The 25,324-nt window shown below is 33.3% G+C and carries 22 protein-coding genes; all 22 read right to left on the bottom strand.

Features of this window, described 5'->3' with window-relative positions; translation table 11 throughout:
- Nucleotides 1-411: 411 nt before the first annotated feature.
- The 22 genes from ACSBO6_RS07310 to smc all read right to left on the bottom strand — a co-directional run bounded on the left by ACSBO6_RS07310 (nt 412) and on the right by smc (nt 25,229).
- A complete protein-coding gene (locus ACSBO6_RS07310; RefSeq protein ID WP_098848355.1) occupies nt 412-1,182 on the bottom strand; it encodes a FliA/WhiG family RNA polymerase sigma factor in 771 nt (256 codons plus the stop codon).
- 1,094 nt (nt 1,183-2,276) lie between these two features.
- Nucleotides 2,277-3,056 (bottom strand): GTP-sensing pleiotropic transcriptional regulator CodY, encoded by a 780-nt coding sequence (gene codY / locus ACSBO6_RS07305; RefSeq protein WP_098848356.1) that lies wholly within the window; start codon nt 3,054-3,056, stop codon nt 2,277-2,279.
- Nucleotides 3,057-3,140: 84 nt separating this feature from the next.
- Nucleotides 3,141-4,532: an ATP-dependent protease ATPase subunit HslU gene (gene hslU / locus ACSBO6_RS07300; protein ID WP_098848357.1), complete on the bottom strand. Its 1,392-nt coding sequence runs from the start codon at nt 4,530-4,532 to the stop codon at nt 3,141-3,143.
- An 11-nt stretch (nt 4,533-4,543) separates the two neighbouring features.
- Entirely contained in the window at nt 4,544-5,089 is a 546-nt protein-coding gene (gene hslV, locus ACSBO6_RS07295; RefSeq protein ID WP_098848358.1) for an ATP-dependent protease subunit HslV, read from the bottom strand.
- A gap of 47 nt (nt 5,090-5,136) precedes the next feature.
- Nucleotides 5,137-6,036 (bottom strand): tyrosine recombinase XerC, encoded by a 900-nt coding sequence (gene xerC / locus ACSBO6_RS07290; RefSeq protein WP_498844423.1) that lies wholly within the window; start codon nt 6,034-6,036, stop codon nt 5,137-5,139.
- A gap of 64 nt (nt 6,037-6,100) precedes the next feature.
- Nucleotides 6,101-7,405 carry an FADH(2)-oxidizing methylenetetrahydrofolate--tRNA-(uracil(54)-C(5))-methyltransferase TrmFO gene (gene trmFO, locus ACSBO6_RS07285; RefSeq protein ID WP_498844422.1) on the bottom strand — a complete coding sequence of 435 codons (1,305 nt, stop codon included), beginning with the start codon at nt 7,403-7,405 and terminating at the stop codon, nt 6,101-6,103.
- Between the two features lie 308 nt (nt 7,406-7,713).
- Entirely contained in the window at nt 7,714-9,789 is a 2,076-nt protein-coding gene (topA, locus tag ACSBO6_RS07280) for a type I DNA topoisomerase (RefSeq protein WP_098848361.1), read from the bottom strand.
- 240 nt (nt 9,790-10,029) lie between these two features.
- Nucleotides 10,030-10,914, bottom strand: coding sequence for a DNA-processing protein DprA (dprA, locus tag ACSBO6_RS07275; RefSeq protein ID WP_098848362.1), 885 nt, complete (start codon nt 10,912-10,914; stop codon nt 10,030-10,032).
- A 211-nt stretch (nt 10,915-11,125) separates the two neighbouring features.
- Nucleotides 11,126-12,040: a succinate--CoA ligase subunit alpha gene (gene sucD, locus ACSBO6_RS07270; protein WP_098848363.1), complete on the bottom strand. Its 915-nt coding sequence runs from the start codon at nt 12,038-12,040 to the stop codon at nt 11,126-11,128.
- A gap of 16 nt (nt 12,041-12,056) precedes the next feature.
- Entirely contained in the window at nt 12,057-13,217 is a 1,161-nt protein-coding gene (sucC, locus tag ACSBO6_RS07265; RefSeq protein WP_098848364.1) for an ADP-forming succinate--CoA ligase subunit beta, read from the bottom strand.
- A gap of 351 nt (nt 13,218-13,568) precedes the next feature.
- Nucleotides 13,569-14,342 carry a ribonuclease HII gene (gene rnhB, locus ACSBO6_RS07260; RefSeq protein ID WP_498844658.1) on the bottom strand — a complete coding sequence of 258 codons (774 nt, stop codon included), beginning with the start codon at nt 14,340-14,342 and terminating at the stop codon, nt 13,569-13,571.
- A gap of 69 nt (nt 14,343-14,411) precedes the next feature.
- Entirely contained in the window at nt 14,412-15,311 is a 900-nt protein-coding gene (gene ylqF, locus ACSBO6_RS07255; RefSeq protein WP_098848366.1) for a ribosome biogenesis GTPase YlqF, read from the bottom strand.
- Nucleotides 15,312-15,356: 45 nt separating this feature from the next.
- Nucleotides 15,357-15,911, bottom strand: a complete 555-nt coding sequence (gene lepB / locus ACSBO6_RS07250; protein WP_098848367.1) for a signal peptidase I — start codon at nt 15,909-15,911, stop codon at nt 15,357-15,359.
- Nucleotides 15,912-16,065: 154 nt separating this feature from the next.
- On the bottom strand, nt 16,066-16,410 hold the full coding sequence (gene rplS / locus ACSBO6_RS07245; protein ID WP_098848368.1) for a 50S ribosomal protein L19: 345 nt from the start codon (nt 16,408-16,410) through the stop codon (nt 16,066-16,068).
- Between the two features lie 130 nt (nt 16,411-16,540).
- The gene (trmD, locus tag ACSBO6_RS07240; protein ID WP_098848394.1) at nt 16,541-17,287 is read right to left on the bottom strand and encodes a tRNA (guanosine(37)-N1)-methyltransferase TrmD; all 747 of its coding nucleotides are present in this window, start codon (nt 17,285-17,287) and stop codon (nt 16,541-16,543) included.
- The gene (gene rimM / locus ACSBO6_RS07235; protein WP_098848369.1) at nt 17,287-17,802 is read right to left on the bottom strand and encodes a ribosome maturation factor RimM; all 516 of its coding nucleotides are present in this window, start codon (nt 17,800-17,802) and stop codon (nt 17,287-17,289) included. The genes trmD and rimM overlap by 1 nt, the downstream gene beginning before the upstream one ends.
- A gap of 275 nt (nt 17,803-18,077) precedes the next feature.
- The gene (locus tag ACSBO6_RS07230; RefSeq protein ID WP_025569023.1) at nt 18,078-18,305 is read right to left on the bottom strand and encodes a KH domain-containing protein; all 228 of its coding nucleotides are present in this window, start codon (nt 18,303-18,305) and stop codon (nt 18,078-18,080) included.
- A 14-nt stretch (nt 18,306-18,319) separates the two neighbouring features.
- Nucleotides 18,320-18,592: a 30S ribosomal protein S16 gene (gene rpsP, locus ACSBO6_RS07225; RefSeq protein ID WP_025569022.1), complete on the bottom strand. Its 273-nt coding sequence runs from the start codon at nt 18,590-18,592 to the stop codon at nt 18,320-18,322.
- A gap of 135 nt (nt 18,593-18,727) precedes the next feature.
- A complete protein-coding gene (gene ffh, locus ACSBO6_RS07220; protein WP_498844421.1) occupies nt 18,728-20,071 on the bottom strand; it encodes a signal recognition particle protein in 1,344 nt (447 codons plus the stop codon).
- Between the two features lie 16 nt (nt 20,072-20,087).
- On the bottom strand, nt 20,088-20,420 hold the full coding sequence (locus tag ACSBO6_RS07215) for a putative DNA-binding protein (RefSeq protein WP_098848395.1): 333 nt from the start codon (nt 20,418-20,420) through the stop codon (nt 20,088-20,090).
- 229 nt (nt 20,421-20,649) lie between these two features.
- Complete coding sequence (gene ftsY / locus ACSBO6_RS07210) at nt 20,650-21,642, bottom strand: signal recognition particle-docking protein FtsY (RefSeq protein WP_098848371.1); 993 nt, start codon at nt 21,640-21,642, stop codon at nt 20,650-20,652.
- A gap of 14 nt (nt 21,643-21,656) precedes the next feature.
- The gene (gene smc, locus ACSBO6_RS07205) at nt 21,657-25,229 is read right to left on the bottom strand and encodes a chromosome segregation protein SMC (protein ID WP_498844420.1); all 3,573 of its coding nucleotides are present in this window, start codon (nt 25,227-25,229) and stop codon (nt 21,657-21,659) included.
- Between the last annotated feature and the right edge of the window lie 95 nt (nt 25,230-25,324).

Raw genomic sequence — 25,324 nt, 5'->3', positions numbered from 1 at the left:
AGCACCAATAAGAAAATCGGCAAGCGTGTGTAATAACACCATGGACTACTATAGCATATACATCATTATTTATCAAGAGAAAATAAGAAATTATTGTCGAAGTTTCAGCAAAGTTTGCTTTTCCTTTTTCTCTATAATCCATTTTCATCCTTAGATCGTCTCTTTATAAATCTCGAACCGCTATTACTCAAAATTGAGCTACAGTATTGAATTAGATTTGAATCTTCACATGTCTCAATAACTAAATCTTTATCAGTATTGGGAATTTTTGTTAATTTATTCAATTTTATCTTATTCTTCTTCATATTTTATAAATTTCTTAAAAAAAATTGTACATAAAGTATGTAATGTAAGTCTTAATCCCCACTATTCAATCATATATAAACTTAAAAATCATTTATATTACAAGCTCTAAATATTACTATTACTTAAAAGATGCCTTAATTTGAAAATAGACTTAGCATGAATTTGTGAAACCCTAGAAGTCGATAAATTTATAATTGTTCCAATTTCAGTAAGTGTTAATTCTTCATGATAGTACAAACTGATAACTAGCTGCTCTTTCTCATTTAATTCAGATCCAATCGTATTGGCAAGTAGCTTTATTTGTTCATCTTTTAGTACCAATTCTTCTGGAGTTAATGTTTCATGATCTTTTAATGTATGAATTAAATTAACTTGTCCTTCCCCTACATCTTTGATTTGTTCATCTACAGACAACATATTAGAGAAAAACACATCATTTATGACGTTCACAACTTCTATCGAACTATAGCCAGTATAATGTGCTATTTCTTCAGGTGTAGCCTTTCGTTCAAGAGCCGGTTCTAACTTTTCAATTGCACATTCAATTTTTTTTGCTTTATCTCTAATCGATCTAGGCAACCAATCTTCTTTTCGAAGGCCATCCAATATATTACCACTTATTCTAATTGAGGCATATGTTTCAAACTTTAAATCTCTTTTCGGGTCAAATTTTTCTAATGCGTCATATAAACCCATCATTGCTAAGCTGTGTAAATCTTCTCTACTTACACTTGAAGGTAATCTATGAACTATTCGATTTACATGAAAGTGAACTAGTGGCATATAAATCCTCATTAGTGCATCTCCAGCATCTATATCACGATCTTTAATCCACTTTTTCCAATATATTTGTGAAACATTTTTTTGAACTTGCAACACGTCTTTCACCTCGAGCGAATTACCATATTAAGTTAAATAACTGATTGACAATTTAATATTCAATATTTTGGCATTTTTTTAAAAGGATTAAATCTTTACACATGGTTTTTAATTTGCAATTGGATAAGAAGTTCTAAAATATCAATTCTATTTCTTCCTAGTAGCAAACGAGGTCCCTTTTCGTCCAATCAACTCTTTTCCAAGTGGAGATTACAATATTCATCAAATTCTTGATTCATTACTATTTAGCCTTTCAATTTCCCTACTATTAAATGGCTAAATAGTAATAAATATGAATCTATTAATTTTATTCAATATGTTTTATGAATAAGTAATCGCATCATTTCATTTATTTAGTTCAAGATGCTTTGTTTCGATAAAAACTCAGGTTGAGCTCTTTTTCACCCTAATATAAATTATATTATTAAAATTATCTAATTTATCTACCCATTCTTTAACATAATGTGACACTTTATTTAACATAATAAAAAATAATATTTTTTCACTTTATCAAAAAAATGATTCTAATATTCCGGAATTCTATTTTAATTAGAAAAGAGGAACTATTTTATTTATACTTTAAATAAATAAACTTTTATCGCCCCCCCAATCTATCCTTTTAAAAAAGTAACCAGTCATTGTTATTTAGCAATTAACTATTTTGGCCAAAATTTTTTTATAGTTATTTAAAGACGTCTCCCGATTGTTGGATATTACTCTTTATTATTTCGTCATTAAGTGAATTTGTATCTGAGGTGGAAATTCTAACAATAAACAACGATCTATTTGAAAACAACTAGTAGTACCAAGTTGAAAATACCATTACATTTCTATAAACTAAAAATCCTCTCTCAAATTTACATTCAAATAACGAATAATAATTATATTTTATTGATATAATCTTATAAATATTTTTTAATCATACCATAATTTTCAATTCGCCTATATAGATCATTTATACAAAAATACAAAATCGTTATGATTTAATAATCTTCTTTATTCCAGTATAAAAAACAAAAAACCTTTTCCCAATTATGCATTGAGAAAAGGTTCAACTTAATGTAGTCCTATTAAAGAAGTGACTTTCTTAATTAGTTAGATTTTAATTTCTCTAACTCTAATAAGAACTTATCATTTAGTACTTTAATATAAGTACCTTTCATTCCAAGTGATCTAGACTCGATAACGCCAGCACTTTCTAATTTACGTAGTGCATTTACGATAACAGATCTTGTAATTCCTACTCGATCAGCAATTTTACTTGCTACTAATAAGCCTTCATAGCCATTTAATTCTTCAAAAATATGTTCAATCGCTTCTAATTCGCTATAAGAAAGTGATGAAATAGCCATTTGTACAACAGCTTTACTTCTAGCTTCTTCTTCAATTTCTTCTGCTTTTTCACGTAGAATTTCCATACCAACTACTGTAGCGCCGTATTCAGCTAAGATTAAATCATCATTTTCAAAATCTTGATTAATTCGAGCTAAAACAAGAGTACCTAAACGCTCACCACCACCGATAATCGGTACGATAGTTGTTAATCCACCAGCAAATAAATCTTTATTTTCAACTGGGAATGCAGTGTGCTCACTGTGGATGTCGATATTTGATGATGTTTCATTAATATTAAATAGGTTTTGTGTATATTCTTCAGGGAATTGGCGATCGGCGAACATTTTTTGCATACGTTCATTTTCGATTTTTTGGTGAAGACCGTAACCTAATAATTTCCCTTTACGACTTAAAATAAATACATTTGATTCAATAACTTCTTCTAATGTATCTGCCATTTCTTTAAAGTTTACTGGCTTACCTGCAGATTGTTGTAATAACTTATTAATCTTTCTTGTTTTGTCTAATAATTGCATCTTTCTAAATGCCTCCTATTTAATTGTACGTTTCCTATGAACTACTTTTGTATTCTAATGGCTGAATTCAAAAGTGTTCTTAAATCATAAAATGAATTGACTTATATCTTTATCTTTTGCAATATTTGCTAGCTTTTCATTTACATATTGTGGTGTAATCTTAATTGTTCCCATTTGAATTTCAGAAGCTTCAAACGATAGGTCTTCAAGTAGTTTTTCCATAATCGTATGCAATCTTCTTGCGCCTATGTTGTCTGTAGTCTGATTAACTTCAAATGCTATTTCTGCTATTCTACGTATAGCATCGTCAGAAAATTCGATTTGTATACCTTCTGTAGACAATAAAGCTTTATATTGTTTAATAATTGAAAAATCAGGCTCAACTAAAATACGAACAAAATCTTCAACAGATAATTTCGCTAATTCTACACGAATTGGGAAGCGACCTTGTAATTCAGGTATTAAGTCTGAAGGCTTCGAAATATGAAATGCACCAGCTGCAATAAATAGGATATGATCTGTTTTAACCGGTCCATATTTTGTCACAACTGTACTTCCTTCAACGATTGGTAAGATATCCCTTTGTACGCCCTCTCTTGAAACATCTTGAGTAGAGTTTTGCTTACTTGCAATCTTATCAATTTCGTCAATGAAAATAATACCTAATTGCTCAGCCCTATAAACTGCTTCTTGTGTTACTTCATCCATATCAATTAATTTCTGAGCTTCTTCATTCGTTAAAATCTTACGAGCTTCTTTAACAGGAAGCTTTCTTTTTTTAGTTTTCTTTGGAAATAGACTACCTAATGACTCCTGGAAGTTCATTCCCATTTGTTCCATCCCAGTTCCTTGCATAAAATCTAGCATCGGAGCTTGTTGTTGCTCTACTTCAATAGACACAAGATCTTCTTCTAGTTTTCCAGATAATAGTTGAAATTCTATATTTCTTCTTTTTGATGTTAATTCTGTATCATTCTCTTCTTGCTCAGCATTCGAGTTTTGTGAATCTTGATTAAAAAGCATCTCAAGTGGGTTTTTGAATGAAGTTTGCTTTTTTGTACTCGGTGCTAGAAGTTTGACTAATCTTTGATTCGCATTTTTTTCAGCTTGATCTTTCACTTTATTCATTCGCTCTTCTTTTACAATTCGAATAGACGTTTGGATTAAATCTCGAACCATTGATTCTACATCTCTACCAACGTAACCAACTTCTGTAAATTTAGTAGCTTCCACTTTAATAAATGGGGCACCAACTAGTTTTGCCATTCTTCTAGCAATTTCTGTTTTACCAACACCTGTTGGACCAATCATTAAAATGTTTTTTGGTGAAATTTCATCACGGAATGATTCTTCAAGTAAACTTCTACGATATCGATTTCTGAGTGCAATTGCTACTGCTTTTTTCGCTTGTTGCTGTCCAACAATATATTGATCAAGTTTTTCAACAATTTGACGAGGCGTGAAAGAAGTACTCATAATACACTCTCCTATTCTAATTCTTCTAAAATTATATTTCCGTTCGTATACACACAAATATCACTTGCAGTTTTTAAACTAGCATATGCAATTTGTTTTGCTGAAAGACTTTCCCCTGCGTTTTCCTTTAGTGCACGGCCTGCTGCAAGGGCATAATTCCCTCCAGAACCAATTGCAAGAATTCCATCGTCAGGTTCAATTACTTCACCAGTACCAGAAATTAATAATAATGAATTATGATCCATTACAATTAGCAATGCTTCAAGCTTATGTAATACTCGATCTGTTCTCCATTTTTTTGCTAATTCAACAGCAGCTCGTTGAATATTCCCATTATATTCAACTAACTTGCCTTCAAAAAGTTCGAATAAAGTAAATGCATCTGCAACAGATCCTGCAAAACCAGCTAAAACTTTTCCATTAAAAAGCTTCCTAACTTTTCTTGCAGTATGCTTCATAACTACTGCATTTCCAAAAGTTACTTGGCCATCACCAGCCATAGCACTTTTTCCATTATGTCTGATCGCAAAAATCGTTGTAGCATGAAAATTGGACATGTGAATCCTCCTTAGAAATGTTGATTAATTTCTAAAATTGAGCGAATTTATGCTCTAGGATGATGTAAATTGTATACTTTTTGTAATCTTTCCTTCGTTACATGTGTATAGATTTGAGTAGATGATAAATTCTCATGTCCAAGTAATTCTTGAACACTTCGAATATCAGCACCGTTATCAAGCATATGCGTAGCAAAGGTATGCCTTAACATATGTGGATAGATTTCATTAGTCAATGAAGTATCTTTGATCATTTTTTCTAATATACCACGGACTCCTCTAGTCGATAGTTTTGTACCACGGTGATTTAAAAAAAGATCGTCATTCATTTGCTTGTTAGCTACTATCAGTCTATTTCGGCCATCTTCTATATATGTATGAAGAGCTTTTTCTGCATAACTGCCAAAGGGAATATACCGCTGTTTATTCCCTTTGCCTGTTACTAAAATAGTCCCAATTTGAAAATCTATGTCTTTTAATTTCAAATTACAGCATTCGCTTACTCGGATTCCGGTAGCATAAAGCAATTCTAAAAGAGCTTGATTTCTTTGTCCAAGTTCCGTATCTAGATCGCTAATCTTAAATAGTTTTTCAAGTTCTTCCTTATATAAAAACCTTGGTATCATCGTTTCTTTTTTAGGAAGTGACGCTAAAACAAAAGGATTCTCTTTTGCTTCATTTTCTCTCATAAGAAAGCGATAGAAACTTCTTAAACAAGAAATATGCTTTGAGATCGTACGTCTTGATAGCTGTTTGTCATGCAAAGTTGTTAAATAGAGACGAACATCAGAATAAGTAACTGAAGAAAATGAAATAATGGATTGTTGTTCCATAAAAACTAGAAATTGTTCAACAATTTTTTTATAACTATTTAATGTGTATTGTGAAGAGTTTTTCTCTAATTGTAAATACTGAATGAATAATTGACACAATATTTTAATATTCAAGGTAAATTCTCCTCACAAGCCACTACATACTAACATATTAAGTAGCTATTTGCAATTTATTTTCTTAACATTCTACAAAATTCATAATTGATTCTAATGCACGGTTTGCATAAGCTTCATATCGTTCTTGTTTTCTTTTAATTTTGACATCAAGTCTAGGGAAAAGACCGAAGTTCGCATTCATAGGTTGGAAGTGTTTTTCACTTGTTGTCGTTATATAATTCGCCATACTTCCAATTGCAGTTTCTGCTGGGAATACGACCAACTCTTTCTCCATTACGAATCTAGCTGCATTTATTCCCGCTACTAAACCAGATGCTGCAGATTCTACATACCCTTCTACACCTGTCATTTGGCCTGCAAAGAATAAATCATCACGGCCTTTAAATTTGTATGTTGGCTCTAATAGTTTTGGTGAGTTAATAAAAGTATTTCTGTGCATTACACCATAGCGCACAATTTCTGCATTCTCAAGACCTGGAATTAATTGTAGTACTTCTTTTTGAGGACCCCATTTTAAATGTGTTTGGAAGCCTACAATATTATAAAGTGTACCGGCACTGTCATCTTGACGTAGTTGTACGACCGCATATGGCGTCTTTCCTGTTTTAGGATCCTCTAAGCCTACTGGTTTCATTGGTCCAAATAATAATGTTTGTTTTCCACGTTTAGCCATTACTTCAACTGGCATACAGCCTTCAAAGAAAATCTCTTTTTCAAATTCTTTTAAAGGAACTGTTTCTGCTGTAGTTAATGCCTCATAAAAACGATCAAATTCCTCTTCTGTCATTGGGCAATTTAAGTAAGCTGCTTCACCTTTATCATATCTTGATTTTAAATACACTTTATTTAAGTCAATACTTTCTTTTTCAACAATTGGAGCCGCTGCATCATAAAAATAGAAATAATCTTCACCAGTCAATTCTTTTAATTGCTGTGATAACTCAGGTGAAGTTAAAGGTCCAGTTGCGATGACAGTTGGTCCTTCAGGAATTTTAGTCATCTCTTCATTGTGAACAATGACGTTTGGATGATTTTTTACATATTCAGTAACACGGCTAGCAAACTCATGTCGGTCTACAGCTAAGGCACCACCTGCTGGTACAGCGCACTCATCAGCAGATCGAATGATTACTGAATCTAATCTTCTCATTTCCTCTTTTAATACACCTACAGCGTTTGTTAATATATTCGCTCTTAGTGAATTACTACACACTAACTCAGCAAACTTGTCAGTATGATGAGCCGGTGTTTGTCTAACTGGTCTCATCTCATATAAATGTACTTTAATTCCTCTTTTTGCAATTTGATAAGCAGCCTCGCTTCCTGCTAAACCTGCTCCAATTACATTAATAAATTGTTCTTTCATTGTTAACTCCTTCTACGCTGATTCATTCAAAATTACGTAATAATATTTTATCGTTTTAGTCTTAATGATTTCTTAATTAAAAGAAAGTTGATATGAAAAGTAAAAGTGAGCAAATAAATTGCTCACACATGTATTAGACAAAGTTCCTTAAATTTAATTTTTTGACTAATTGCAATCACTTGTCTTCTGTGGAATGAAGCCAGTTGTAAAGCAATGTTACATAAAAGTGTAATGAACACCGCTAAAAACTGGCGAAGTAACAGAAGAAAACGAATGTTATGGCAGTCAAAAATGAATAAATTAAATGCTTACACTTGTTGATCCTCTTTATAGTCACATGATACGCATTGTACTTGAATACCTTTTTTCATTTTCTTTTCTACCAATAAGTTTTCACATTTCGGACATGGTCTCGCAATTGGCTTATCCCATGATAGGAATTCACATTCCGGATAGTTCGTGCATCCATAAAAGATTCGATTCTTTTTCGATTTACGTTCAATGATATTTCCATCTTTACATGTAGGACATTTAACACCAATGTCTTTTACGATTGCTTTTGTATTTCTGCAATCAGGGAAGTTTGAACACGCCATGAACTTACCATATCTGCCCATTTTAAATACCATAGGGCTTCCACATACTTCACAGTCTTCACCAGCAGGTTCATCTCGTATTTCAACTTTTTGCATTTCTTTCTCAGCTATTTCTAAATGCTTTTCAAAACCTCTATAAAATTGATCGATAATTTGAATCCAATTCACATCACCTTCTTCAATTTTATCAAGGTCACCTTCCATTTGAACCGTAAACTCAATATTAATTACTTCTGGGAAAAACTCAACAACTAAATCAAATACTATTTGACCTAGTTCAGTAGGTACAAACCGTTTATTATCAAGTGAAACATATCCACGTTTCTGGATCGTTTCTAAAGTTGGTACATATGTTGATGGTCGACCTATTCCTAATTCTTCAAGAGTTTTTACTAATCTAGCTTCCGTGTAACGTGGAGGTGGTTGAGTAAAATGTTGTTCAGGTAATAACTCTTCTAATTTAACTTTTTCCCCTTCAGCTAACGGTGGAAGGATACGGTCTTTTTCTTCTGTTCCATCATCATTACTTTCAATATACACTTTCATAAATCCTGGGAATTTAACTACTGACCCATTAGCTCTAAATATTACATCATTATTAATTAAGTCAACTTTAACCGTATCTAGTATTGCTGGTGCCATTTGACTTGCTACAAATCGCTCCCATATTAATTTATAAAGTCGATATTGATCACGGCTAACATGTGCTTTGATTGTATCAGGCGAACGTAAAGTTGACGTTGGTCTGATTGCTTCATGTGCATCTTGTACTTTATCTGATTTTTTTTCATTTTTTTTATTTGTAGCAACAAAATCTGCACCATAAGTATCAATTATATATGATTTTGCTTCCTCAGCTGCAACGTCGGATATTCTAGTTGAATCAGTTCTCATATAAGTGATTAATCCAACCTGTCCACCACTACCTAGGGAAATCCCTTCATATAATTGTTGTGCAATCATCATCGTTTTCTTTGCACGCATATTTAATTTTCTAGCCGCTTCTTGCTGTAGTAAGGAAGTAGTAAAGGCAGTTGCTGGATTACGTCTACGTTCTTTTCTAGTAACACTTTGAACTTCAAAGTGATCACCTTTAATTTGTGATAAAACATTATTTACATCAGTTTCAGAATTCAATTCCACTTTTTTACCATTAACACCGTAAAAATTTGTATCAAATGTTTCTTTCTTTGTTAAAGCTTTACTTTTAATTGTCCAATATTCTTCAGGTTGGAAGCTTTCAATCTCTTTTTCTCGTTCGATAATCAGTCTTAGAGCGACAGATTGAACTCGACCAGCACTTAAACCCTTTTTCACTTTCTTCCATAATAATGGACTGATGTTATACCCTACTAGACGATCTAGTACACGTCTTGCTTGCTGGGCATCTACTAAGTTCATATTAATCGGTCTAGGTTTTTTAAAAGACTCTTTAATAGCATCTTTTGTTATTTCATTAAACACGACACGACAATCCGAAGAAGTATCGATATTAAGTGTATTTGCAATATGCCACGCGATTGCTTCACCTTCACGATCTGGATCGGCTGCTAGATAGATTTTTTTTGCTTTTTTCGCAGCAGATCTTAAATCCTTTAAAACTGGACCTTTACCTCGGATTGTTATGTATTTCGGGGTGTAATCGTTTTCTATTTCAATCCCCATCTGGCTTTTAGGTAGATCTCGAACATGTCCCATTGATGCGATTACTTTGAATTTTTTACCTAAATACTTTTCTATTGTTTTAGCCTTTGAAGGGGACTCCACTATAACTAAATTTTCTGCCATTTTTTAAGCCTCCCGAGAGTTTCCTATTCATTACTCTCTGTATTCCTTATTTCTTTCTTTTATTCCTATGTATTCTTAAATAGATTCATAATAAGAAGAGTTCAATTTAAATTTTTGATTTTCCTTCATACAATTTCAAATTGTATAGTTTATTCTATACATTAGTCAAATTTTATTTAGATATAAAATAACACAAGTTGCATTAGTATTGTCAATATTTTGTAATATAAACATATTTTTTTATTTTTTAGTATATTCCTGAAATTCCTCTAAAATATCATTTGTACATGTAATTAATTTCGCTCCATCCTGAATTAATCGATGATTTCCTTCATATTCTTCCATTATAATCGGACCTGGCACTGCAAATACCTCCCTATTATATTGAATTGCAAAATTTGCAGTAATCATCGTTCCGCTCTTTTCCTTAGCTTCTAAAACTATTAATCCTTTTGATAACCCAGCAATAATTCTATTTCTTCTAGGAAAGTATCTTTTTTCTGGTCTAATATAATATGGATATTCACTAATCACCAAATGATTTATAGCCAATTCATTAAATAAGTTAATGTTTTCTTTCGGATAAATATAGTCTAACCCACATCCGACAACTGCAATCGTTGTTCCGTTGTGAAAAATTGCTGAATTATGTGCAATTGAATCACATCCGGATGCCATTCCACTAACAATAACACATTTTTCTCTTATTAGATCTAACATGAATGAATCACAAATAATTTTCGCAAATAAAGTTGGTTTTCTAGCTCCAATTATACTTATCCTAAATGGTTCATAAAGGATATTTTGATTTCCTTTTAAATATAATACAAACGGTGGGTCACATATTTCTCTTAACAGATCAGGATATAGATCATCATAAATAGTAATAATTTTTATATTTTTTTTATAGCTTTCTTTTAAGATATCAAAAATGGAAGTTGAATGAAGTTGATTATATAGTATTTTTGCGGCTTTAGAAGTCATTTGAAATGTAGTTTTAAATGTAGAAGGTGAATATTGATAGAGGTTTTCTAAATTTGGATCATAGTGAAGAATCTTCTTCATGGCTTGATAGTTTTCGAATAAAAAATGATGTAAATGAATAAGTCGGATTTTATTTTTCATGAATTCACCCTTTCTAAATATGGAAAGTAGCCCCCGATTTGGAGGCTACCTAGACTAGCTTCTTAAGAGTGGTGCCAATTACCTTCAAAAGGTAATTCCGCCCCATCGAAAGACAAGTGATTACACTTAAGTCTAATCATCCTATTTTTAAACCATATTAACAATAAGCAAGCCTCCTATTGGAGGCTTACTAATTTAATCATTATGATGCTTATACTAAAGCTTCATGTGTCTTACATTGTTCATATAAGCCACGCTCTTTTAATACACCAATTAAAGTTTCACCCATTACTGCAGGAGTAAGTGCAACTTTAATACCACAGCTTTCCATTGTAGCCATTTTCTCTTTAGCAGTACCTTTACCGCCTGCGATGATTGCACCAGCGTGTCCCATACGTTTGCCTTCTGGAGCTGTTTGACCACCAATGAAACCTACTACTGGTTTAGCCATATTAGCTTGTACCCACTCAGCAGCTTCTTCTTCTGCAGTTCCACCGATTTCACCAATCATAATAACTGCATAAGTTTCTGGGTCTTCATTGAATGCTTTTAATACATCGATGAAGTTTGTTCCATTTACAGGGTCTCCACCAATACCTACAGCTGTAGATTGACCAATACCAGCTTGAGTTAATTGATGTACAGCCTCATATGTTAATGTACCAGAACGTGATACGATCCCTACATGACCTTTTTTATGAATGTAACCAGGCATGATACCAATTTTACACTCATCAGGAGTGATAACACCAGGACAGTTAGGACCAACTAATCTAGTCTTTTTGCCTTCCATGTACTTTTTAACTTTTACCATATCAAGTACTGGAATACCTTCTGTAATACAAATTGCGATATCTAATTCTGCATCAACTGCTTCCATGATTGCATCAGCAGCAAATGCTGGTGGTACGTAGATGACAGATGCATTAGCACCAGTAGCATCAACTGCATCTTTAACTGTATTGAATACAGGAACGCCAGCAATGTCAGTTCCACCTTTACCAGGAGTTACACCACCAACGATTTTAGTACCATACTCTAACATTTGAGTAGTATGGAATAAGCCTTGTGAACCAGTTATACCTTGTACAATGACTTTTGTATCTTTATTAATGAATACGCTCATTTTTATCCTCCCTTTCTTAGCCTACAAGTGCAACGATTTTTTCAGCGCCATCCGCCATTGAATCTGCTGCAACAATGTTTAAGCCTGACTCATTAAGAATCTTCTTACCTAATTCAACATTCGTTCCTTCTAAACGAACTACTAATGGTAAGTGTAAACCAACTTGTTTAGTTGCTTCAATTACACCTTCAGCAATCACATCACATTTCATGATTCCACCGAAGATATTAACGAAAATTCCTTTAACATTTTGGTCAGAAAGGATGATTTTAAACGCTTCTGTAACTTTCTCAGCTGTAGCACCGCCCCCAACATCAAGGAAGTTAGCCGGATCTCCACCGTAGTGTTTAATGATATCCATTGTAGCCATTGCTAGACCAGCACCATTAACCATACATCCGATATTTCCGTATAAAGAAATATAGTTTAAGTCATACTTAGAAGCTTCGATTTCTTTTGGATCTTCTTCTTCTAAGTCACGGTAAGCTAAAATGTCTGCATGACGATATAGAGCATTTGAGTCAAAGTTTAACTTTGCATCTAATGCCATTACTTCTCCATCACCTGTAACGACTAATGGGTTAATTTCAGCGATTGAGCAATCTTTTTCGATAAACGCAGTATATAAGCCCATCATGAACTTAACTGCTTTGTTTACTAAGTTGCTTGGAATATTGATATTAAACGCAATACGACGAGCTTGGAAGCCTTGTAAACCTACTGCTGGATCAATATACTCTTTAAAGATTTTTTCAGGTGTTTTTTCAGCTACTTCTTCAATTTCAGTTCCACCTTCTTCAGAAGCCATTAATACAACTTGTGAAGTAGCGCGGTCTAAAACTAAACCAACATAATATTCTTTTTTAATATCGCAGCCTTCTTCGATAAGTAAGCGCTTAACTTCCTTACCTTCTGGTCCAGTTTGATGAGTAACTAATACTTTACCTAGAATTTCACTAGCATATGTATTTACTTCATCTAAATTTTTCGCTACTTTTACGCCACCCGCTTTACCGCGGCCACCAGCGTGAATTTGAGCTTTTACTACGCATACAGCTGTACCTAATTCTTTAGCTGCTTCTACTGCTTCTTCAACTGTAAATGCAACTTTCCCGTTTGGTACTTTTACGCCATAGCTTCGTAGGATTTCTTTCCCTTGATACTCATGGATATTCATGATCCATCCTCCCCTTTTAGAACAAGACAAATTAAAACACATCCCTATTGTATCTCTTACAGAATATACTGTAAATACTTTAGTAGAAAAGAATTAAATATTCTATGTTTTTATATAGAAAACCCTTTCATATACAATAGTTAATGTAGTTTATCATATTACAATATTATTTTTCCAATAATTTATTTTTACCATTTTAAAAAAAAGATTAACGACAGTTCACATCATTTTGATTGTAGGTTATATTATTTCAATTCAGTTATCTACTTAACATAAACCTAGAATCTTATGTAACATTAAACGTCGTTAATCGATTATATTTTAGACCACTTTAGTATTTTGATGTATCATTTACAAACTAACTTTTTCTTTTATTGGTGCAAAGGATCTTCTATGTTCATTTATAATTCCATGCTCATCGATCGCTTTTAGATGTCCTTTTGTGCCATATCCCATATGTTTATCGAATCCGTAATTTGGATGCTTTAAACTAAGTTCGCACATGATAGAATCCCTTGTTTCTTTTGCAAGTACAGATGCAGCTGCTATACTGATGCTTGTTGCATCGCCCTTTATGATTGATGTTTGAGAAATATCTAGCGGTAGTTTCATTGCATCTATTAATAAATGTTCAGGCGGATGAGTAAGTTGTTCGATCGCACGTCTCATCGCTAATTTAGTTGCTTCATAAATATTAATTTCATCAATTTCAGTTGAACTGGCCATACCAACCCCATAAGAAATGGCTTCCTCTTTAATCCGCTTAACGAAATACTGTCTTTTCTCTTTAGATAATTTTTTTGAATCATCTAATCCAATTAACTCCGTATTTTCGGCTAAAATAACTGCCGCTGCTACAACAGGACCGGCTAAAGGACCTCTACCAACTTCATCTACTCCTGCAATTAACTTTATATTTTGGCTATATAAATTCTGTTCATATTCCATCATTTTAAGGAATTTCTTCCTCTCTAAATCTCTTTTTTCTTGCTCTTTATACCATCTAGCTACTAGTTTTTGTACACCAATCCTTTGATCACTTTCAAATTCTTTTAAGAGTTCATTCGTTGGATCAGTTAGTTCACTTAGTATATTTTTTATTTCATCTATTTTCAGAGACATAATTTCGAACTCCTTTTATACACATGTTTAAGTTGGGACTACCCGATTTCATTAAAAAAGAAGAAAGTACGCTTATTCTTGCGCACTTTCTTCTACTATTTCATCAGTCACTTCGAGCATTGATGGATTTTCAAAAGATAATCTTCCTAATTTACCCGCTCTTAGCTCTCTTAAAAACAAATCAGCTGTTTTATCATAATCAACAAATCCGCCTGACATAAGTAATCCACGTTTCTTTCCAATATGATCAAAAATATCGACGACTTCTTCAGAAAATAAAACTTCCTCATTCATGTCGTATCTTTCTTTTAATACATTTGGATAAAACTCTCTTAAATATTTAATCGCGTAAATCATTACTTCTTGTAGATTAATGATACTATCTTTAATTGCTCCTGTAGTCGCTAAACGAAGACCTACAAGTGGATCTTCAAATTTAGGCCACAATATACCCGGTGTATCAAGCAGTTCAATTTCTTTTCCTACTTTTATCCACTGTTGTGCTTGCGTTACACCTGGACGGTCACCAGTTTTGGCAATATTTTTTCGTGCAAGCTTATTGATTAAAGTTGATTTACCAACATTAGGGATTCCAACAATTAATGCTCGAATTGCGCGAGGCTTAATCCCCTTTGCTCTCATTTTATCGAACTTCTCTTTTACAAGTATTTCACAAGAAGAAATAATTGCTTTTAATCCTTGTCCAGATGCTGCATCAATCGCAATTGCCATTACGCCTTGTTTTTCATAATGAGCTAACCATTGCTGAGTAATTCTTGGATCTGCTAAATCCGCTTTATTTAACAGAAGCAATCTTGGTTTATTGGAAATTATTTCATCGATCATTGGATTTCTAGAAGCTGCCGGTACCCTTGCATCCGCTAATTCTATTACAACATCAATTAATGAAAGTTTTTCAGTTACTTGTCTTCTAGCTTTTGCCATATGGCCAGGAAACCATTGAATCGTCATGTTGCCACCTTCTTATACATTAAATAATCAAGATTAACTTGGCTTTTATTTCGCCAATTCAACCTCAGATAATGGCCAAAATACAAAACTTGCTCGGCCTAAAATTTCTTTTTGACTAACTGTTCCGATAATACGACTATCTTTACTTAATCGACGGTTATCTCCTAAAACGAATACTTGTCCTTTAGGAACTGTTTTTCTACCCGTAATCTCTTCTAATTTAAAGTCTTCCGTTAGAGGACCATCTGTTGTTTCTTTTTTATATTCGTTCAAATATGGTTCTTTATACGGTTTACCGTTAACATATAGGACATCATTTTTATATTCTACAGTATCACCAGGTAAGCCAATAACTCGTTTAATATAATCTTTTTCCTTTGTAGCATGGAAGACAACAATATCAAAACGTCTAGGTTCATGTAGTTTGTATACGATCTTATTTACAATCATTCTACTTTGATCTTGTAGTGTTGGCATCATTGAGATACCGTCAACTAAAACCGGTGTAAAAAGGAATGTTCGAATACCAAGTGCAAGTACAAGCGCAATAAAAATTGTTTTAACTAATTCCCAAATTCCACCACTGTTGCTTTCTTTCAACCTAATCCCTCCATTTTATAACCATACGTTTAGAAGTTTAACCAGTTAAAGTTAATAACGTTATTTATGTATTCTATTTTACTTTTTATTCTAACCATAATCTACAGATATTGGAAAAAAAGGAGCTTGTTTTATACAAGCTCCTTTCAAAAGACTATCGAAGTTCTTTAATTCTTGCTTTTTTACCAGTAAGTGCACGTAAGTAGTAAAGTTTAGCACGACGTACTTTACCGCGACGAACAAGGTCTAACTTAGCAATTTTTGGAGTGTGGATTGGGAACGTACGTTCAACACCAACACCGTAAGAAATTTTACGAACTGTGAAAGTTTCGCTAATTCCGCCACCACGACGTTTAATAACTACACCTTCGAATAATTGGATACGCTCACGAGTACCCTCAACAACTTTAACGTGAACTCGTACAGTATCACCAGGACGGAATGCTGGTAAGTCAGTTCTTAGTTGTTCTTTTGTAATTTCGTTGATTAAATTTTGCATAATTATGCTCTCCTTTTCCAACCGATGCTCTTACAAGATTTTAATGACTCGCAGCGGAACACCGAGAATAAAGGCTTAAGTATTTACTCAAGCCACAAATTATATTAACATATTCTATTATTTCACGCAACTAGTTTTCTTGTTTTAATTCTTCTTTTACTTCATCCATCCATTTTGATTCTTTTTTAGAAAGAGAATAATTTTCAAGCAAATCTGGACGACGCGTGATCGTTCGTTTAAAAGATTGTTTTGTTCGCCATTCTTCGATTAGAGCATGGTTTCCAGATAATAAAACATCAGGTACTTTATGACCTCTAAAATCAGCAGGTCTTGTGTAATGAGGATGCTCCAATAAACCTGTACTAAAAGAATCTTCAATTTTTGAAGTCGTATTACCAAGTACTCCAGGTAATAAGCGAACAACGCTATCAGCAATTACCATGGCACCAAGTTCTCCACCTGTTAGAACATAATCTCCAATTGAGATTTCATCCGTTACTACATGTTCACGAATTCGTTCATCATAGCCTTCATAATGTCCACAAATAAAGATTAAGTGCTCCTCTTTAGCAAGCTCTTCAGCTTTACGTTGAGTAAATCGTTCTCCTTGAGGGCATAGAAGGACTACTCTTGGCTTATTTTCACTTTTTGATACTAATTCATCAACTGCATCAAAAATCGGTTGTGGAGCTAGTACCATACCTGCACCGCCACCATATGGATAGTCATCAACATTCGAATGTTTATTCGTAGAGAAATCTCTAAAATTTACACAACGAAACACAACAGCCTCTTTTTCCTGTGCTTTTTTTAAAATAGAAGAATTTAAAACTCCTTCAAACATTTCTGGGAAAAGGGTTAAAAAGTCTAATTTCATCATAATAGACCTTCCATTACTTCAATTTTAACTTTTTTATTCGTCACATCTATTTCTTTCACAATTTGCTCAATGTAAGGAATAAGGGCATCTTTTTGACCTTTTCTTTGAATAACCCAAACATCATTTGCACCTGGGGATAATATTTCTTTTATTTTTCCGATTTCTTCTCCATCAACTGTCTCAACAACGCAACCAATGATTTCATGGTAATAATACTCATTTTTATCTAGTTTGTGTAATTGATCTTCAGTAATCTTTAAAATCCCATTTTTAAGTGGTTCTACATCGTTTAAAGAATCATACCCTTCAAATGTAAGTAAATCAAAATTTTTATGTACACGATGACTTGTTACGATTAATTCAATTGGTGTCGAATCGTTTTCTTTAAAGAAATAAAGTGTATTACCTTTTACATAGCGTTTTTCTGGAAAATCAGTTCTTGAAATGACGCGAACCTCTCCACGAACGCCATGTGTATTTACAATTTTTCCGACATTTAAATATTTTTTCATTTTTTTACCTCTAAATTAAAATTTCTATGTTCATGATTAGTTTGACCATTTAGATTGTATATATGTCTACCCTAAAGTCCTTAGTCTCTTAAGACAATTGCTTAATACCTAGTATAACTTAAAGTTATTAAAGCATCAAAAGCTACTTCTTCCCAAAGGACTTACATCTATCTATTCATCAATAGGGACTACCACACCACTTTATATTGGACTTTCCTGTAAATCTCTGTAATGTTGAAAACGGCCCTTAGCAATAGCCAAGGACCGTTTTACATTTACTGAATATCTAGGTGAATACGTTTTGCGTGTTCATTACTTGCTGCATATACAACCGTACGAATCGCTTTAGCAATTTTACCATGTTTGCCAATCACTCTACCAGCATCTTCAGGGTTTACCTGTAAATGAAAGAATAGATTGTTCTCATCTTCTTTTACTTGAAGTGAAATATCCTCTGGATGATCTACAAGACTTGAAACAATTGCATTTATGAGTGTATTCATCTTTTTTTCCATCATTACTTGCCGTTGCGAGCGTTGTGGAATTTCTCTAAGATACCAGCTTTAGAGAATAAGTTACGAACTGTATCAGATGGTTTAGCACCTGTTCCTAACCATTTTAATGCTGCTTCTTCGTTAATTTTGATTTCAGCTGGTTGAGCAACTGGATTGTAAGTTCCAATTTCCTCGATGAAACGTCCATCACGAGGAGAACGAGCGTCTGCTACTACTACACGGTAAAAAGGAGATTTTTTAGCTCCCATACGTTTTAAACGAATTTTAACTGCCATTTTTAAAGCACCTCCGAAAATATTTACAACGATTTATATATTATCAAAAACCAATACTGTTTGTAAAGTAAAATTTCTTAACAGCATAATTTTTTATAAAATGATGTTTAAATGTTGGAAAATTATACAAATAGGTTAGAATAAGCCCGGAAATTTAAAACCTTTCTTCTTCCCTTTTTGTATGCCACCCATCATTTTCATCATTTTTTTCATTTCTTCAAACTGTTTTAATAAACGGTTTATTTCTTGTACAGGGCGACCAGAACCTCTAGCTATTCGCTTTCTGCGACTAGAATTAATGATATCTGGTGTAAGCTTTTCCTGCTTTGTCATCGATTGAATAATTGCCTCTACATGAGCGATTTGTTTATCGTCAATTTGCAGATCATTCAATCCTTTAATTTTGTTTGCACCTGGCATCATTTTTAAAATATCACCAAGTGGTCCCATTTTTTTTACTTGAGAAAGTTGGTCTAAGAAATCATCTAAAGTAAAGGATGCATTTCTTAATTTTTGTTCCATTTCTTTTGCTTTTTCTTGGTCTACGTTTTCTTGTGCTTTTTCAATTAATGTAAGCACATCACCCATTCCTAGTATACGTGATGCCATTCGTTCTGGATGAAACGGCTCAATTGCATCTAGTTTTTCACCAAGTCCAACAAATTTTATAGGCGTATTTGTAACAGCACGAATTGATAATGCTGCACCACCACGAGTATCGCCATCAAGCTTTGTCAAAACGACTCCAGTTAAACCTAATTGATCATTAAAGCTTTGTGCCACATTGACTGCATCTTGTCCTGTCATTGCATCAACAACTAGGAAGATTTCTTCAGGTTTTGAAAGTTCTTTAATTTGTGCAAGTTCTTCCATTAAACCTTCGTCAATATGTAAACGACCAGCCGTATCAATTAGGACATAGTCATGATGTTCATCCTTAGCGTGTTGAATCGCTTGTTTTGCAATTTCAACTGGACTTACTTGATCTCCTAATGAAAATACTGGCAAATCTAATTGCTTACCTAATGTTTGTAGCTGTTTAATCGCGGCAGGACGATAAATATCTGCTGCAACTAAAAGTGGCTTACGATTGTACTTTTTTCGAAGTAAATTCGCTAATTTACCAGTCGTTGTTGTTTTACCAGCACCTTGTAAACCAACCATCATAATAACAGTCGGCGGGCGATTTGCAACAGCAATTTTGCTTTGTTCTCCACCCATTAATGCGGTTAGTTCTTCTTGAACTACCTTTACAACGTGTTGACCAGGCGTTAAGCTTTGTAATACTTCTTGTCCAACAGCTCGTTCAGAAACACGTTTCACAAAATCTTTAACAACTTTAAAGTTAACATCCGCCTCAAGTAAAGCAAGACGTACTTCTCTCATCATTTCCTTGACATCAGATTCAGATACTTTACCTTTGCCTCGAACCTTTTGTAATGTCTTTTGAAGTCGGTCGGCTAATCCTTCAAATGCCATAAAACCGTCCTCCTTATTATTCTAATTTCTCTAACGCATCGATTACTCGAAGAAACTCGTCATCTACAACTTTACCTTTTTTGGCATCAGTTTTCAAATGATTTAAAAGTTCATTTCGTTGTTGAAATTTTTTTAGAAGTAATAATTTCTCTTCATATTCTTCTAACATAGCTTCAGTACGTTTTATATTATCATAAACCGCCTGTCTACTAATGTTAAACTCTTCCGCAATCTCACCTAAAGAATAGTCATCCAAATAATATAATGACATATAACTTTGTTGTTTAGGAGTTAAAAGAGAATGATAAAAATCATATAGATAATTGATCCTCATCGTCTTATCTAACATTGTATGATCTGCCAAAACTATCACTCCTTTGTTAAGTGAATTGCCTTTACATATGCTAGTTTACCTAATACACAAATATCTGTCAAGTTTTTTACTTGACGAATATTAAAAAACAATTTCGCGGGCCTTTTCGTTCACTCCAGCATCGTGTTATCACTTTTTCTAGTAACACAATTAAAAAAAGTGGATCTATCTTTCAATTAAAACAGATCCACTTCATTTCTTAAAATTATGCTTCTTTATTCATTAAATCTCCAAATAGGCCATATACAAATTGTTCCGCTTGGAATGGTTGTAGGTCGTCCATCTTTTCTCCAAGGCCGACGAATTTTACTGGTACTTTTAGTTCGTTTCGGATTGCAAGAACAATACCACCTTTAGCTGTACCATCTAATTTCGTTAAGACGATACCAGAGACATTTGTTGCTTCAGAGAATGTTTTTGCTTGTACAAGTCCATTTTGGCCAGTAGTTGCATCAATTACTAGTAATACTTCGTGTGGTGCACCAGGTACCTCTCTAGCAATGACATTTCTTACTTTTTCAAGTTCTTTCATTAGGTTGACTTTATTTTGTAGTCGACCTGCAGTGTCACAAAGTAAAACATCAACTTTACGAGCTTTAGCAGCTTGAACCGCATCATACATTACTGCGGCTGGGTCCGAACCTTCACCTTGTTTAATTGTGTCGACACCAACACGTTCTCCCCAAACTTCTAATTGATCGATTGCTCCAGCTCTAAATGTGTCTCCAGCAGCAAGTAGTACTTTTTTACCTTCTGTTTTAAGTTTATGAGCGATTTTACCAATTGAAGTTGTTTTTCCTACTCCGTTAACTCCAACGAATAATACAACTGTTAAACCATCAGGATTTAAATTTAATTTAAATGAATCTTCAGTTAAATCATCACCTTTATACAATTCAACTAATTTTTCAGAAATTACTTCTTGTACACCTTTTGGATCTTGAATATTTTTTCGTTTAACTTCAAATTTCAAGTCCTCTACTAGCTCCATTACTGTGTTTACACCAACATCAGCCATTATTAGAATTTCTTCAAGTTCTTCAAAAAAATCTTCATCTACTTTACGATATCTTGCAAATAAATCGTTTAACCCTTCTGTTAAGTTATTTCTAGATTTCTCTAAACCAGATTTAAATTTTTGAGTCACTGACTCCGTTTGCTTTGAGATTGTTTCTTTTAATTTTTTAAAAAAGCTCATAATTTCAATCCTTTCTAATTACCATTCGATAATAATGCTTCGCCTTCATCCAGACGTACTGATACTAGCGTAGAAACTCCATATTCTTGCATTGTAACACCATATAATACATCGCATTCTTCCATCGTGCCTTTACGGTGTGTAATAACAATAAATTGAGTTTGTTCACTAAAATATTTCAAGAATTTTGCAAAACGAGCTACATTGGCCTCATCTAGTGCAGCTTCAACTTCATCAAGTACACAGAAAGGTACTGGACGTACTTGTAAAATTGCAAAAAGTAGAGCGATTGCCGTAAGTGCTCGTTCGCCGCCTGATAATAAGCCTAAATTTTGAAGCTTTTTACCTGGTGGTTGTGCAACAATATCGACACCTGTTAACAATAAATTTTGCTCATCTGTTAGAACTAAATCAGCTCTTCCTCCACCAAACAACTGAGTAAAGACGACTTGGAATTTTTCACGAATTGCACTAAAACTCGTTTCGAATCGTTTTGTCATTTCTTCGTCCATCTCACTAATTACATTGTAAAGTGTGATTTTCGCTTCATTTAAATCAGTTCTTTGTTCCTGAAGAAAATCATGTCGTTCAGATACTCGTTCATACTCATCAATTGCACCAATATTTACAGTTCCTAATTCCTCAATTGAACGCTTTAATAGTTTAACTCGTTTCCTTGCATCCTCAACAGTCATTTCTAGTGTATACTTCATTTTTGCCGCTTCATAAGTAGTCATATACTTTACATTCAGTTGTTCAAGACGATTTTCAAGCTCTACATCAAGTCGATTACTATTCACTTCTTGCTGTTTTAGTAAATCCGAAAGTGACTTATATTGACGTTGCTTTTCTCTTAATGATTGAACATAATCTTCTAGTTCTGTTTGAAAAGCAATTCTTTGCTCTCGACGTTTCGAAATAATTTCTGTCGTTTTTGAAAATTCAATACGAGTATCAGAAATAATATTCTCGAGCTCTTCCTTACCGTTTTCATTCGTCATCAGTTCACTTGATAAGAAGATTATTTTTCCCTTCGTATCTTCAAGAAGTTGCTTTAGTTTTATAGAGTTTTCTTCAAACTGGCGAATTCTTTCGTTGCTATAACTTAACTTTTGCTCTTCTTGTGCAAGGGAAATTTTCAGACTAGTTAACTTCGATTGTAATTGATCTTTTATTTCCTTTTGATTTAGTTTCCGTTCAGTTAATTCATTGATCTTTTGCTCTTTTGAAATAATCTCATCTTTCACTTTCGCATATAACGATGATAATTCCTCAAGTCGGTCTTTAATCTTTAATAAATCACTAGCTGAACTTCCCATTTCTAAATCATAAATTGCTAAAGCATCGTTTATATTTTTTTCTTCAAATTCGATACTTTTTAGTTGTTCCATAATTGAAACAATTGTTTGCTGAACTTTTTGAATTTCTTCATTTAAGTTTTGAGCTTTAGAAGAACTTTCGAGATTTGTCGCTTTAAGAGTTTGTACTTCATCCTCAAGCAAGTTTGTTTTTTCTTGCATATCTTTTAGCTTAACAGTAATTTCTTCTAATTCTCGCTGTCTTCCAATAAGTGAAGAATTCGTAGTTCGAACAGCTCCACCTGTCATTGCCCCACCAGGATTAACTACATCACCTTCAAGCGTAACAAAGCGATAGCGATGTCCAACAAGTTTGGCCAATTCATTAGCACCTTTTAAATCTTGCGCGATTAAAACTGTTCCAAGTAAGTTTTGAATCACCTGCTCGTACTCGCTTGAATAATTAACAAGTGATGATGCAACACCGATAAAGGAAGGATTTCTTTTTAATCCATCAATAACATTAGCTGGTACAAAACGTGCTTTCACAATATTCATTGGTAAAAATGTAGCTCGGCCTAATCGTTGTTGCTTTAGAAATTGAATGGCTCTTCTAGCATGTTCGTCATTTTCAACAACAATTTGTTGTGTAGCTGCACCAAGCGCAATTTCAATAGCAATTTCATATTGTTTATTTGTTGTAATTAGTTCAGCAATTGCACCTTTAATACCTTCTAATCTAGTGCCTCTTGCTTTCAAAATTTCTTTAACCCCTTGATTAAAACCAGCAAAATCTTCTTGAAGTTCTTCAAGGGTTTCTTTTCTTGATTTTGTTTGTTGAATAAACTGATAAGCTTTATTAAGTAATTCTTCTTTTTCTTTTAAAACTGATGAAGTTTCATCATACTGTTTTTTCAGTGATTCAAATTTACTATTTAACTCTTTAAACGTTAAATCAAATTGTTCTTTCTCATTAAGCAATTCAGTTTTTCTATTCTGTAATTGCTCTCTTTGACGAATGTATTTTTCATTTTCTAAATCTAATCGACTCGATTTTACTGAGTATTGTTCGCTTTGCTTTTCTAGCATCGTTTTTTCATTTTTTATCGATGCTTGATTATTTAAAAGCTCAATATAATCAGATTTTATTAATTCGATTTGTTCTTCAAGATCCCCCTCATAAGAGGTAATCTCATTTTGGATCTCAACAATATTGTTTTTTGTTTTATTTACATTTTGACGAGAAATTTTTTCTTGTTCTTTTTCAGCTTCGATTAATTTATTCGTTTCGTTTATTTGTTCGGTAACTTCATCAACTTGTTTTCTTAATTGTTCAGATTGAGTTGAAGTATTTCTTTTCCGCTCCTTCATTAGCTCTTTCTGACCTTCATATTTTTCCAAGTTTTTTGTTACAGTTAATAAAACTTGTTGCAATTGATCGATTGATTCATCTAATGCATTTAATTTCTCTTGTAATTCATGTTGTTTTGATTCTTCAGTTGAAATCTCCGTCGATAACGCAATTTCTAAATCAGCGTTTTGGGCAATTTCTACTTTAAGCTCCTCCCATTTTTGGTGAAGCGATTCAATTTCGTATACTAATAGAGCTGCCTCAACCTTTTCTAGTTCATCTCTATGTTCTATGTATTCTTTTGCAATTGAAGCTTGCATTCTTAATGGTTCAATTTGAGAGCTTAACTCAAATAAAATATCATCAACTCGATTTAAATTTTCTTGCGTTTCAAATAATTTTGCTTCAGCCTTTTTCTTTCGATTTTTATATTTTAATACACCAGCTGCTTCTTCGAAAATGCCTCTTCGTTCTTCTGGCTTACTGCTTAATATTTCTTCAACCTTTCCTTGAGAAATAATAGAGAATGCCTCTCTGCCAAGTCCAGAATCCATAAATAAATCAACAATATCTTTTAACCGACAAGATTGTTTATTAATATAAAAATCACTATCTCCAGAACGGTAAACACGTCTAGTTACACTTACTTCACTATACTCAAGTGGTAATTGTTGATCTTCATTATCTAAAGTCAGCGTAACTTCTGCATAATTTAAAGGTTTTCGTCCATCACTACCAGCAAAAATGATATCCTCCATCTTCGCTCCTCGTAATGATTTGACTGACTGTTCGCCTAGTACCCATCTAATGGCATCTGTAATATTACTTTTACCACTTCCATTTGGTCCTACAACTGCTATAACACCTTTTACAAAATCTATCGTAACTCGCTGAGCGAATGATTTAAATCCAATTATATCTAGTCGTTTGAGGAACAACTATAATTCCCCCTTTTTTATACTAATTATATACACAAAAACTCCCCCATAAAAGGGGGAGCAGACTGCCCGCCAAACGCTCGATTTCTTCATTG

It is taken from the genome of Bacillus sp. AL-1R, assembly GCF_052180195.1.
In the GTDB taxonomy this organism is placed as follows: Bacteria; Bacillota; Bacilli; order Bacillales; family Bacillaceae_G; genus Gottfriedia.
Note: the sequence above shows the minus strand (reverse complement) of the source record. Positions and strands in the feature narration are given on the sequence as shown.

Bases quoted from the DNA above. Each gene is read 5' to 3' on its own strand.
- ftsY (WP_098848371.1), bottom strand. From the start codon at position 21,642: ATGAGCTTTTTTAAAAAATTAAAAGAAACAATCTCAAAGCAAACGGAG.
- ylqF (WP_098848366.1), bottom strand. From the start codon at position 15,311: ATGACGATTCAATGGTTTCCTGGCCATATGGCAAAAGCTAGAAGACAA.
- rplS (WP_098848368.1), bottom strand. From the start codon at position 16,410: ATGCAAAATTTAATCAACGAAATTACAAAAGAACAACTAAGAACTGAC.
- ACSBO6_RS07215 (WP_098848395.1), bottom strand. From the start codon at position 20,420: ATGTTAGATAAGACGATGAGGATCAATTATCTATATGATTTTTATCAT.
- trmD (WP_098848394.1), bottom strand. From the start codon at position 17,287: ATGAAATTAGACTTTTTAACCCTTTTCCCAGAAATGTTTGAAGGAGTT.
- ACSBO6_RS07230 (WP_025569023.1), bottom strand. From the start codon at position 18,305: ATGAATACACTCATAAATGCAATTGTTTCAAGTCTTGTAGATCATCCA.
- ffh (WP_498844421.1), bottom strand. From the start codon at position 20,071: ATGGCATTTGAAGGATTAGCCGACCGACTTCAAAAGACATTACAAAAG.
- rimM (WP_098848369.1), bottom strand. From the start codon at position 17,802: ATGAAAAAATATTTAAATGTCGGAAAAATTGTAAATACACATGGCGTT.
- trmFO (WP_498844422.1), bottom strand. From the start codon at position 7,405: ATGAAAGAACAATTTATTAATGTAATTGGAGCAGGTTTAGCAGGAAGC.
- codY (WP_098848356.1), bottom strand. From the start codon at position 3,056: ATGCAATTATTAGACAAAACAAGAAAGATTAATAAGTTATTACAACAA.
- hslV (WP_098848358.1), bottom strand. From the start codon at position 5,089: ATGTCCAATTTTCATGCTACAACGATTTTTGCGATCAGACATAATGGA.
- rpsP (WP_025569022.1), bottom strand. From the start codon at position 18,592: ATGGCAGTTAAAATTCGTTTAAAACGTATGGGAGCTAAAAAATCTCCT.
- sucD (WP_098848363.1), bottom strand. From the start codon at position 12,040: ATGAGCGTATTCATTAATAAAGATACAAAAGTCATTGTACAAGGTATA.
- hslU (WP_098848357.1), bottom strand. From the start codon at position 4,532: ATGAGTACTTCTTTCACGCCTCGTCAAATTGTTGAAAAACTTGATCAA.
- dprA (WP_098848362.1), bottom strand. From the start codon at position 10,914: ATGAAAAATAAAATCCGACTTATTCATTTACATCATTTTTTATTCGAA.
- sucC (WP_098848364.1), bottom strand. From the start codon at position 13,217: ATGAATATCCATGAGTATCAAGGGAAAGAAATCCTACGAAGCTATGGC.
- topA (WP_098848361.1), bottom strand. From the start codon at position 9,789: ATGGCAGAAAATTTAGTTATAGTGGAGTCCCCTTCAAAGGCTAAAACA.